The organism is Variovorax sp. NFACC27 (assembly GCF_048301545.1).
Lineage (GTDB): Bacteria > Pseudomonadota > Gammaproteobacteria > Burkholderiales > Burkholderiaceae_C > Variovorax > Variovorax gossypii.
In genome coordinates this window covers 1,748,183-1,759,911 of record NZ_CP157613.1, presented here as the reverse complement: position 1 = coordinate 1,759,911, position 11,729 = coordinate 1,748,183, and the positions used below count along the sequence as shown (strand labels likewise).

Annotated in this window: 8 protein-coding genes; 3 read left to right on the top strand and 5 right to left on the bottom strand. The window is 67.2% G+C overall.

What is annotated here, in order from left to right:
- Positions 1-6 precede the first annotated feature (6 nt).
- Both petA and ABL840_RS08205 read right to left on the bottom strand, forming a co-directional pair.
- Positions 7-624 (bottom strand): ubiquinol-cytochrome c reductase iron-sulfur subunit, encoded by a 618-nt coding sequence (gene petA / locus ABL840_RS08210; protein WP_093196315.1) that lies wholly within the window; start codon positions 622-624, stop codon positions 7-9.
- A 170-nt stretch (positions 625-794) separates the two neighbouring features.
- Positions 795-1,601, bottom strand: a complete 807-nt coding sequence (locus ABL840_RS08205) for a response regulator transcription factor (RefSeq protein ID WP_093196317.1) — start codon at positions 1,599-1,601, stop codon at positions 795-797.
- 619 nt (positions 1,602-2,220) lie between these two features.
- On the opposite strand from ABL840_RS08205, the gene ABL840_RS08200 reads away from it, so the two are divergent.
- The 3 genes from ABL840_RS08200 (at position 2,221) to mscL (ending at position 8,202) form a co-directional block, all read left to right on the top strand.
- The gene (locus ABL840_RS08200; RefSeq protein WP_418116225.1) at positions 2,221-5,046 is read left to right on the top strand and encodes a beta strand repeat-containing protein; all 2,826 of its coding nucleotides are present in this window, start codon (positions 2,221-2,223) and stop codon (positions 5,044-5,046) included.
- Positions 5,047-5,221: 175 nt separating this feature from the next.
- Entirely contained in the window at positions 5,222-7,711 is a 2,490-nt protein-coding gene (locus ABL840_RS08195; protein ID WP_093196321.1) for a tetratricopeptide repeat protein, read from the top strand.
- Positions 7,712-7,770: 59 nt separating this feature from the next.
- Positions 7,771-8,202 (top strand): large conductance mechanosensitive channel protein MscL, encoded by a 432-nt coding sequence (gene mscL, locus ABL840_RS08190; RefSeq protein ID WP_093196323.1) that lies wholly within the window; start codon positions 7,771-7,773, stop codon positions 8,200-8,202.
- Positions 8,203-8,317: 115 nt separating this feature from the next.
- Here mscL and pdxA read toward each other — a convergent pair whose 3' ends face one another.
- Genes pdxA through ABL840_RS08175 form a run of 3 tightly spaced genes read right to left on the bottom strand, consistent with a single transcriptional unit; the run spans position 8,318 to position 11,471 of the window.
- On the bottom strand, positions 8,318-9,352 hold the full coding sequence (pdxA, locus tag ABL840_RS08185) for a 4-hydroxythreonine-4-phosphate dehydrogenase PdxA (protein WP_093299836.1): 1,035 nt from the start codon (positions 9,350-9,352) through the stop codon (positions 8,318-8,320).
- Entirely contained in the window at positions 9,349-10,122 is a 774-nt protein-coding gene (locus ABL840_RS08180; RefSeq protein WP_093196327.1) for a Nif3-like dinuclear metal center hexameric protein, read from the bottom strand. Before ABL840_RS08180 ends, pdxA begins: the two co-directional genes overlap by 4 nt.
- Positions 10,119-11,471 carry an MFS transporter gene (locus tag ABL840_RS08175; RefSeq protein ID WP_093299834.1) on the bottom strand — a complete coding sequence of 451 codons (1,353 nt, stop codon included), beginning with the start codon at positions 11,469-11,471 and terminating at the stop codon, positions 10,119-10,121. Before ABL840_RS08175 ends, ABL840_RS08180 begins: the two co-directional genes overlap by 4 nt.
- Positions 11,472-11,729: the final 258 nt, after the last annotated feature.

The window sequence follows — 11,729 nt, the reverse complement described above, 5'->3', positions numbered from 1 at the left end:
TCCGCCTCAGGCCTTCTTGGAGTCTTCACCGATCAGGAGCTTGGTGTCCGACAGGTACATGTGCGGCGGCACCGGCAGGTTGTCGGGCGCAGGCTTGTTCTTGAAGACCCGGCCGGCCAGGTCGAAAGTGGAACCGTGGCAGGGGCAGAGGAAGCCGCCTTCCCAGTCGTTCGGCAGCGAGGGCTGCGGACCGGCCTGGAAGCGGTCGGTCGGCGAGCAGCCCAGGTGGGTGCAGATGCCGACCACGACCAGTACGTCTGGCTTGATCGAGCGGTGCTCGTTCTGTGCGTACTTGGGGGTGAATTCGTCGGGATGACGCTTGGAGAGGGGGTCGGCCAGCTGGCCGTCCAGCTTGGGGAGCTCCGCGATCTGCTCGGGGGAGCGCTTGAGGATCCAGACCGGCTTGCCCCGCCATTCGACGGTGATCTTCTCGCCGACCTTGAGTGCCGAAATGTCGACCTCGACCGCGGCACCCGCAGCCTTGGCCTTCTCGGAAGGCTGGAAAGTGCTCACGAACGGGATGGCGGTGGCCACACCGCCCGCCACGCCGGCACAGCCTGATGCAATCAGCCAAGTCCGCTTGCTGGTGTCGATCCGGGTCGAGCCGGAATTCATGTCACTCATGGGGGGATCCTCTTGTCTTCTTCGCTGGAGCAGGAGTCAACCCGCGATTGTAGCGGGGCGCTAAAGGGATATTCAATGGCCGCCATGCGCGTGGCCGGCGAACGACGGCAAGGCGCGCCGCGTACGCGGGCGCCCGCCGGGGGCGACAGGAGCCTGTCGCCGCGGGGACTTCAGTTCAGAAGGCCGTGCTGCATCGCCTCGTGGACCGCCTGGGTCCGCGACTTGACGGAGAGCTTGCGGTAGATGCTCTTGGCGTGGAACTCGATGGTGTTGACCGACAGGTACACCGCCTCGGCGATCTGCCTGTTGCTCCAGCCCTGCGCGATCAGGCGCAGCACCTTGAGCTCGCGGGGCGACAGCAGCCCCTGCGGCAGCCGCGAGTCCGGCCCCTGCTGATGTTGCTGCTGCTGATATTGATGTGGCTGCTGTTGCTGCGGCGTCTGGCCCTGCACGCGGATGGCCTCGATCGTGCGCGCCTTCGCGGAGGCGGCGATCGAACCGAGGATGCGCCGCGCGATGCGCGAGTCCATCGGCGAGCCGCCGCGCTCGATCGAACGCAGCAGATAGCCGAGCTCCGCATCGTCGGTCTCCGTCAGCAGGTAGCCGATGGCGCCGGCGGCGATGGCTGCGTTCACCAGTTGCTGGTCGTCGGTTGCCGACATGCCGACGCTCTCGATGCGCGGATAGGCCTGGCGCACATGCTGCAGCACCGCGACGCCGTCGTTGCCCGGCAGCCGCATGTCGACCAGCACGAGGTCGTAGGGCAAGGCCGCCAGCAGATTGAACGCTTCGGCGCGGCCCGAGGCGACCACCACGCGGCGATGCGGCGCGAGGTCGCAGAGGATGCGCCGCATGCGATCGGCGGAGACGGAATCGTCCGCGACGATCAGCGCTGCATGGAAGACGCCGCCATACAACTGCGCGGCCGTTGGCACCGGCCTCGCGGAGGCTGTGGTGTACGGGATGTTCATTTCCATGTCCGCTCTCCTGCCCTCGCGCACCGGACTTCGTCCGTGCCGCATGCGTTGTCGATGCCCAAGAAAAAATTGATCACGCGACTTCCTCTGGCTATCTGGCTACCCTGCGGGCAGCATCGAAATGTTGTCTTTCGTTTCAGATACCGCAGGAACGATGCCCACGCGGGCGAACAACGGCGCGCGCGATGCTTCGGCGCGTGTAGTACTTTGATTTCGTTGAAGAAATTGCCTCGAACCGCCTGAAAAACAGGCACACGGGCGGGCCCTTTGAAGGCCGTTTTTGCGTCGTTGTTACGTGCGAGTTACCGCGCGTGTTACGTAGCACCACGCCACACGAAACGCGCTCGAGATCGCGTTTCGAAACGTCACCACGCGATTTGTGCGATGCCCGCGAAGCCGCATGTGCATTGGCTTCGCGGGCCATGCATGCATTCGTCGATGCCGCATCGACCTGCATGCATACATCCAGAACTACGGATCCCGGTGATGTTCAGCGAAGACCTCGATTCCTAGCATCGGTTGCATTGGGTAACTCGATGAAACCCAACCCTGCTTCCACGCGACGAGGGCGCCTGGAAGACCAGAAATGGCAACTGATTTTCCAAGGAAGAAAGTCCAAATGACTACATCCCAGCGTCCCAGCGTTCGCTCTTTCATTGTTCGCCGTCCGGGCGTCAGCCAACTGCTCGCATCGGTGCTCCTGAGCGCCGGTTATGTGCTGACTTTGCCTGTGGCTCACGCCCAGGTTCGCGTCGGCGGCAACAACGTCAACGTGACCGGGGGACCGAACAACGGGGTACTGACTTCCGACGACGGGATCTCCACGCCCAACCTGACGGCGACAGACCTCACCGCAGGCACGCTCACCGCCACCAACGGCACGATCAATACCCTGAGTTCAGGCAGCATCACTTCGGGCACTGTCGCGGCGGGCAGCATCACCGCAACGCGCGTGACCACTACCAGCCTGAGCGCGACTTCGGCAACGGCCACCAACCTGACCTCCACCAGCATCAGCACGACCTCCCTTACTACGGGTACCGTGTCCTCAGGCAGCGTCAGCGCAGGTACGGTCTCTTCCACCAACGTCACGTCGACCAACCTCTCCGCCACCAACGGCACGGTCAACAGCTTGACCTCCACGAGCATCAGCACCGCCACGCTCACCGCAGGCACCGTGTCTTCGACCAACGTCACCGCGACGAACCTCTCCGCCACCAGCGGCACGGTCAACAGCCTGACCTCCACCAGCATCAGCACCGCCACGCTCACCGCGGGCACCGTGTCCGCGGGCAGCATCGCTGCCGGCACCGTGTCTTCGACCAACGTCACCGCGACCAACCTCTCGGCCACCAGCGGCACTGTCAGCAGCCTGACCTCCACCAGCATCAGCACGGCCACCCTCACCGCAGGCACCGTCTCCGCCGGCAGCGTCAGTGCAGGTACGGTCTCCGCCACGGACGTCACTTCGACGAACCTCTCCGCCAACAGCGGCACGGTCAACAGCCTGACCACCACCAGCATCAGCGCGGCCACCCTCAGCGCGGGCACCGTGTCCGCCGGCAGCGTCAGCGCGGGTACCGTCTCCGCAACGAACGTCACGTCGACCAACCTGTCCGCCAACAGCGGCACGGTCAACAGCCTGACCTCCACCAGCATCAGCACGGCCACCCTCACCGCGGGCACCGTGTCCGCCGGCAGCGTCAGCGCGGGTACGGTCTCCGCAACGAACGTCACCTCGACCAACGTCTCGGCCGCCAACGGCACAGTCAACTCGCTGAGCTCGAACAGCGTGACCACCGGCAGCATCTCGTCGGTCAACGGCACGATCCAGTCGCTGACCTCGACCAACATCATGGCGACCGGCATCACCTCGACGAACGTGCTGGCGACCAACGTCGATGCCACCAACGTCGTCACGACCAACCTGACGTCGAACACCGGCAGCATCTCGACGCTGACCTCCACCAACGTCAGCACGACCAACGTGACGGCCAGCAACGGCACGATCAACACGTTGAGCTCGACCAACGTCAGCACCACCAACCTGACGGCATCGAACGGCACCATCAACACGCTGAGCTCGACCAACGTCAGCACCACGAACCTGACGGCCAACGCCGGCACCATCAACACGCTGAGCGCGACCAATGTCAGCACGACGGACCTGACCGCCAACAACGGCACGATCAACACGTTGAGCGCCACCAACGTCAGCACCACGAACCTGACGGCCAATGCCGGCACCATCAACACGCTGAGCGCGACCAATGTCAGCACGACGGACCTGACCGCCAACAACGGCACGATCAACACGCTGAGTGCCACCAACGTCAGCACCACGAACCTGACGGCGAACAACGGCACCATCAACACGTTGAGCGCCACCAACGTCAGCACGACGAACCTGACGGCCAACGCCGGCACCATCAACACGCTGAGCGCGACCAACGTCAGCACGACGGACCTGACGGCCAACAACGGCACGATCAACACGTTGAGCTCGACCAATGTCAGCACCACGAACCTGACGGCGAACAACGGCACCATCAACACGCTGAGCTCGACCAACGTCAGCACGACGAACCTGACGGCCAACGCCGGCACGATCAACACGTTGAGCGCCACCAACGTCAGCACGACGAACCTGACGGCCAATGCCGGCACCATCAACACGCTGAGTGCCACCAACGTCAGCACCACCAACCTGACGGCCAACGCCGGCACGATCAACACGCTGAGCTCCACCAACGTCAGCACCACCAACCTGACGGCGAGCCGCGGCACGATCAATACGCTGAGCGCGACGAACGTCAGCACCACCAACCTGTCTGCCGCCAGCGCCACCATCAATGCACTGACGGCCAACACGGTCAGCGCCACGACGGTGAACGCGAACACGGTGAACGCCAGCACGGTGAATGCGACCACCGGCAACTTCCAGACGATCACGGCCGCCAACGGCAACATCACGGTGCTGAACACGCAGACCGGCAACATCACCACGATCAACGCCGTGACCGGCAACGTCACGACGCTGAATGCGGGCACGGTCAACGTCACCGGCAACGTGAATGCGGGCGGCACCATCACGGCGGGCAACGGCGTGGTCGCCAACGGCCGGGTGCAGAACGTGGCTCCGGGCGTGCTGCCGACGGACGCGGCCAACATGTCGCAGTTGAACCAGGTCCGCAACGAAGTGCAGGACATGCGCAAGACCAGCAGCACCGGCGCGGCCATCGCGCTGGCCGCCGCCTCGGTGCCGGCGCTCGAAGCGGGCAAGAGCTTCGGCATCGGCGTGGGCGTGGGCTCCTTCGATGGCCGTTCGGCCATCGCGGCTGCCGCCAGCTTCCGCATCGGGGAAGGCGCGCAGATCAAGGTGAACATCGGCAGCGGCAGCAGCGGCAAGGTCGGCGGCGGCATCGGCGCCTCCTGGTCCTGGTAATCCGGCCCGGCATCCCGGCGGCGCCCCGCGCGCCACGGGATTGCCAGCGGATCGAAACAAAAGGCCGGCCCCTATACTGGGTGACCGGCCTTTTTCACCTCCTTTTCACCCGTTTGCGCGGGGGGCCGGTACCCCAGGCGGCCGCCCTTTTCTGACCCGTCCATCACACGGATTCATGAACTCACCTTCTCTCGCTCCCGCTCCTTCCGCACCGGCCGAGGATGCCGGCAGTCTCCTGGAACAGGGGCTGGCGCTGCACCGGGTGGGTCGTTTCGCGGAAGCCATCCAGGTCTACGAGGCGCTGCTGTCGCGCTTTCCGGAGCATGCCGACGCGCTGCACCTGACGGGCGAGGCGCTGTACCGCCAGGGCCGGGCGAAGCTGGCGCTGAACTACGTGAACCGCGCGATCGCGCGTTCGCCGCACCACTTCTACTTCAACACCCGCGCGACGATCTTCATGCACATGGGCCTGCCGAACGAAGCGCAGCAGGACCTTCGCCGCGCGATCAAGGCGCTGCCGAACTACCCCGAGGCGTACGTGAACCTGTCGGCGGTCTACCGCCAGCAGAAGAAGTTCCGGCAGGCGCGCGAAGCCGCCGCCGAGGCCACGCGGCTCGCACCGCAGGCGCCCGCGGCCTGGAACAACGCCGGCGCGATCGACATGGAGCAGGACCGCTTCGACGAGGCGATCGTGCAGTTCCGCCAGGCACTGGCGCTCGACGGCAACTACGGCGCCGCGCACAAGAACATCGGCAAGATCCGCGCGCACCAGAAGGACTGGGCAGCAGCCCTCGACTCGTACGCGCACGCCGCCGCCGATCCGCTGGACTGCGAGGCCGCCTTCATGCTTTCCCGCGCGCTGCAGGCCTGCGGGCGCACCGAGGAAGCCATCGAGCCCATGCAGCGCGCCATGCGCAACTGGCCGGCCGAGGAGCGCCATAAGGCGCTGTCCGACCCCGAGGGCGTGGCCGCGCTCTACGGCGTGTGCGGCGCGCTCGAGGGCGTGTCGATGCGCTTCGCGGAATCGGCCGAGCTCTACAAGCTCGCGCTCGAGAGCCTGCCGGAGCACGAGCTGCTGCTGAACAACCTGGGCACGGTGAACTTCCGACTGGGCCGTTTCGACACCGCCATCGAGGTGCTGAAGAAGGCGCTCGAGGTGCATCCGCGCCAGGTGCTCGCGCGCTGCAACCTGGGCGTGACCTACGTGATGGCGGGCCAGTCAGAGGCTGCCATCGCCGAGTTCGAGCAGTGCCTGCGCGACGACCCGGACTTCATGCCCGCCATGGTGTGGATGCTGGGCGAGAAGGCGCACATCGCCGACTGGAACGGCGTGCCCGAACTGCGCGAGCGAATCGCGGCGCTGCTGGACAACCCGAGCAACGACCAGACGGTGTCGTCGTTCATCCTGATGTCGAACTACGATGACGCGCGCCGCCTCATGAACTGGACGCAGCGCTCCGCCCTGCTGGCCGACCGCAACGCGGCCATCAGGCCCTTTGCCGACGCAGGCGTGCGCCGCACGTCGCCGCGCATCCGCGTGGGCTACTACTCGTTCGACTTCCGAAACCACCCGGTCGCACACCTGACGGCCGAGCTCTACGGCCAGCACGACCGCAAGGACTTCGAAGTCTTCGTCTACTCCTACGGCCCGGACGACGGCCATCCGGCGCGGGCACGCATCGCCGCCTCGGCCGAGCATTTCGTCGACATGCAGGGCCAGTCGATCCAGCAGATGGCCGAGCGCATCCGGGAGGACGAGATCGACATCCTGGTCGACCTCTCGGGCGACACGCGCGGCGCCAAGCCGCAGGTGATGGCCTACCACGCGGCGCCCGCGCAGCTCATGTGGCTGGGCTACATGGGCACCAGCGGCACGCCGAACTACGACTACCTGGTGTCCGACAACTTCCTCTCGCCGCCGGGCACCGAAGACTGCTACTCCGAGAAGCTGCTGCGCCTGCCCGAGACCTTCCAGGTGATCGACACCAAGCGCCCGGTCAACCCGCACCGACCCACGCGCGCCGAGCACGGCCTGCCCGAGGACGCCTTCGTGCTGTGCAACTTCTCGCAGTCCTTCAAGATCCAGCCCGAGACCTTCGAGGCCTGGGTGCGCATCGTGCAGGGCATTCCGAACTCGGTGCTGTGGCTGGCACAGGGCCCGAACGGCTTCGAGCAGAACCTGCGCGTGCAGTGGGAGAAGGCGGGCCTGGCGGCCGAGCGGCTGATCGTGTCGCCGCGCATGCCGGTCGACCAGCACCTGGCGCGCATCGGCCTGGCCGACCTGTTCATCGACACCTTCCCCTACAGCAGCGGCGCGACCGCGAACGACGTGCTGTGGTCGGGCGTGCCGCTGCTGGCGCTCACGGGCACGACGATGGTCTCGCGCATGGCGGGCAGCCTGCTGCGCGCCATCGGGCTGCCGGAGCTGGTGGCCGCGGGCCACGATGAGTACGTGCGCAAGGCCGTCCACTACGCCACGCACCCCGACGAGCTGGCCGAACTGCGCGATCGACTCGCCGCGGCCAAGGACGCGCGCCGCGGCTACTTCGACACCCCGCGCTTCGTGCGCCACCTCGAGGACGGCTACCGGCAGATTGCCGCGCGCAGTCGTGAAGGTTTGCCGTCCGCGCACGTCGACGTCGCGCCGCGCCCGCAGGAGAAGTGAGCAATCGCAGGCATACTCGGCTCTCCTTCAACAGCAGAGCTCCAGCAGCCTTTTGAATCATGAGCATCCTCAGTGAATTCAAGGAATTTGCCGTCAAGGGCAACGTCATCGACCTCGCGGTCGGCGTGATCATCGGAGCCGCCTTCGGCAAGATCGTCGATTCGCTCGTGGCCGACATCATCATGCCGCTGGTGGGCGTGGTGTTCGGCAAGCTCGATTTCTCCAACCTCTACGTGGTGCTGGGCACCGTGCCGGCCGGCGTGGCGAACACGCTGGCGGACCTGAAGAAGGCCGGCGTGCCGGTGCTGGCGTACGGCAACTTCATCACCATCGCGGTCAACTTCGTGATCCTCGCCTTCATCATCTTCATGATGGTCAAGCAGATCAACCGCCTGAAGCGCAGCGAAGAGCCGGCACCCGCCGCCGCTCCCGAAACGCCCGAAGACGTGGTGCTGCTGCGCGAGATCCGCGACAGCCTCAAGCAACGCTGAGCTTGCTGCTCGCCCCGGGCTGCGCGCACTTCGTGCCGCGAGCGCCTTCCCCCTGCCGGGGACAACACCGACGGCCCGGCTAAGCCGGTTCCGTGGTGTTTCTGGAAAACTCCGTTCAGCTCAGCGTGCGAGCCATGCGCAGCGCCTCGACAAGGCTCGAGGCATCGGCCAGTCCGGTACCCGCGATGTCGAACGCGGTACCGTGATCGGGGCTGGTGCGCACCAGCGGCAGCCCCAGCGTCACGTTCACGCCCTTCTCCACGCCCAGGTACTTGACCGGGATCAGGCCCTGGTCGTGGTACATCGCGACCACCACGTCGAACTCGCCGCTGGACGGCACGCCGTGCTTGGCCCGCGCGCGCATGAAGACGGTGTCGGGCGCGTGAGGCCCGCTGGCGTCGATGCCTTCGGCGCGCGCGGCCTCGACGGCCGGCGCGATGATCTCGCGCTCCTCCGACCCGAAGAGGCCGCCCTCGCCCGCATGCGGGTTGAGGCCCGCCACGCCGATGCGCGGCGCGCGGCCCAGCGCTTGCGTCAATGCGCGGTGCGTGATGCGCAGGGTTTCGAGCACGCCTTCGAAGCGGACCGCCTCGATGGCATGGCGCAGCGACATGTGGATGCTGACGAGCACGGTGCGCAGCTCGTCGTTGGCCAGCATCATGCGCACCGGCACGTCGGCCACCGTGCGGCCCAGATGCGCGGCCGCCTCGGCCTGCAGCAGCTCGGTGTGGCCGGGATACGGAAAGCCCGCGGCCGACAGCGCCTCCTTGTGCAGCGGCGCGGTCACGATGGCGGCGATCTCGCCGCGCAGCGCGGCGCGCGCGGCCCAGACCACGCATTCGCCCGCCACGCGGCCCGCCTCGGCGCTGATGCGGCCCATTTCGATGTGCGAAGGCGGCGCGATCACCTGCAGCACCGGGATGCAGCCGGGCGGCACCGCCGCTGCCCCGGCGACCGATTCGATCTCGACCACCGGCCATGCGGGTCGGCCCGGTGCCGCCAGCGCCTGCGATGCCTTGCGCATCGTGCCGACGTCGCCGGCGACGAAAGCGCCATGGGTCGCCTCCGGCGCGTCGCGGAAAGCCTTGGCGATGATCTCGGGCCCGATGCCCGCGGGGTCGCCCAGCGTGATGGCGATCGCGGCGCTCATGCGGGGTTGTCGATGTCGATGAACTCGTGCTTCAGCCCGAGCTGCGCCGCCACGTGCCCTGCCACCGCAGGCGCGCCGTAGCGCTCGGTGGCATGGTGCCCGCAGGCCAGGAAGGCCACGCCCATCTCGCGCGCGTAGTGGGCCTGCGGCTCGGAGATCTCGCCGGTGATGAAGGCGTCGGCGCCGGCCGCGATGGCCGCCTCGAAGTAGCCCTGCGCGCCGCCCGTGCACCAGGCCACGTTCCGGATGGGACGATTCGCCGTGTCGACGAGGGTGACCGGCCGCTTCAGCACGCTCTCGACATGCGTGGCGAGCGCCTTGGCGCTGCCGAAGCTCTCGCCGCTTTCCTGCGCGCCGAGAAAGCCCAGCTCCTGCTCGCCGAAGCGCCCGGCCGAGCCGGCATGCGCGACGAGCCCCAGCTTCAGGCCGAGCTGGGCGTTGTTGCCGAGCTCGGGGTGCGCATCGAGCGGCAGGTGGTAGGCGAAGAGGTTGACGTCGTCGCCCAAAAGCAGGCCCAGGCGCTGCTTCATCCAGCCGGTGACGCAGCCGTCCTGGCCGCGCCAGAACAGGCCGTGGTGGACGAAGATGGCGTCGGCCTCGGCGCTGATCGCGGCCTCGATCAGCGCGCGGCTGGCGGTCACGCCCGAGACGATCTTGCGGACCACGGTGCGCCCTTCGACCTGCAGGCCGTTGGGTCCGTAGTCCTTGAAGCGCCCGGGGGCCAGCAGCAGGTCGAATGCGTGAAGCAGTTCGTGGCGGGTGGTGCTCATCGCGCCATTGTCGCGCCGCGGGCGGGGGCCACGCCATCGCGCATCGCATGGCCGCGCGCGGCCATGGGCAGCAGGGCCAGCAGGAAGCCCAGCGCGGCCAGCACCGCCACGTAGTGGGCGGGCGCCATCGTGTCGCGCTGCAGCCAGAGCGTGAGGATCACCGGCGTCAGCCCGCCGAACACCGCATACGACATGTTGTAGGCGAACGAGAGCCCGGTGAAGCGCACCGGCGCCGGGAAGGCGCGCACGCCGGCGATCGGCACGGTGGCGATGGTGCCCACGAACAGGCCCACCAGCCCGTAGTGCCAGAACAGCGTGGCCGGCGTGCCGGGCAGGCCGCTGTAGAACAGGTAGGCGGTGACGAAGAGGCCGCCCCAGCCGATCAGCATCACGATGCGCGTGCCGATGCGGTCGCAGGCCCAGCCGGCCAGCACGCAGCCCAGCGTCAGGGTGAGCGTGGCGAGCGCGTTGGCCTCCAGCGCCATCGCGGCGGGAATGTGGTGCACCTTCTGCAGGTAGGTGGGCGTGTAGAGCACCACGACCACGATGGCGGCCGACAGCACCCAGGTCAGCAGCGCGACGTAGACGCAGGCCAGGCGATGCTCGCGCAGCACCGTGCGAAGCGGCAGCTCGCGCGCCACGCTGCGGCGGTCGGCCAGTTCCCTGAACACCGGCGTCTCGTGCAGGAACCGGCGCAGGTACACCGACACCAGCCCGAACACGCCACCCAGGATGAAGGGAATGCGCCACGCGAAATCGCTCACCTGCTCGGGCGAATAGTGGCGATTGATGGCCACCGCGATCAGCGAGCCCAGCAGGATGCCGCCGGTGATGCCCGAGGTCAGCACGCCGATGCCCAGGCCGTAGCGTTTGGCCGGCACGTGCTCGCCAACGAACACCCAGGCGCCGGGCATTTCGCCGCCGATGGCCGCGCCCTGCAGCACGCGCATCGCCAGCAGCAGCAGGGGCGCGGCGACGCCGATGCTCGCGTAGGTCGGCAGCAGGCCGATCACCAGCGTGGGTGCCGCCATCAGGAAGATCGACAGCGTGAACATGCGCTTGCGGCCGAAGATGTCGCCGAAATGCGCGATGACGATGCCGCCCACCGGGCGCGCCAGGTAGCCGGCCGCGAAGATGCCGAAGGTCTGCAGCTGCCGCAGCCAATCGGGCATGTCCGTCGGGAAGAACAGCGCCCCCAGCACGGTGGCGAAGAACACGTAGATGACGAAGTCGTAGAACTCCAGGGTGCCGCCGAGGGCGGACAGGCCGAGGGTCTTGTAGTCGCTCGTACCGAGCGTGCGCGCCGGTGCCGGCTGCGCGCCGTCCGGGAAGTTTGCTTCTGAAGTCATGGCTGGCAGGGAGGTCTTGGCCGCGCGCCAGCCGCAAGGCCGGGTGAGAAGACGGAAGAATGGCGCGCTGGCGGGCGGAATGCCTGGCCGCTTCCACCGGGTGGGCAGCGCGGGAGGCCGGAAAAGCCCGGACCGGATGGGTCCGACCCGCAATGCTAGGTGTTAACCCGGGTTTACGTACGCAGTAAGTCCTAATCTCGACCTCGGCGAGCGGTTTCTGGGCCATGCGGTTGAGGGACAATTGACAACATTGCTGCG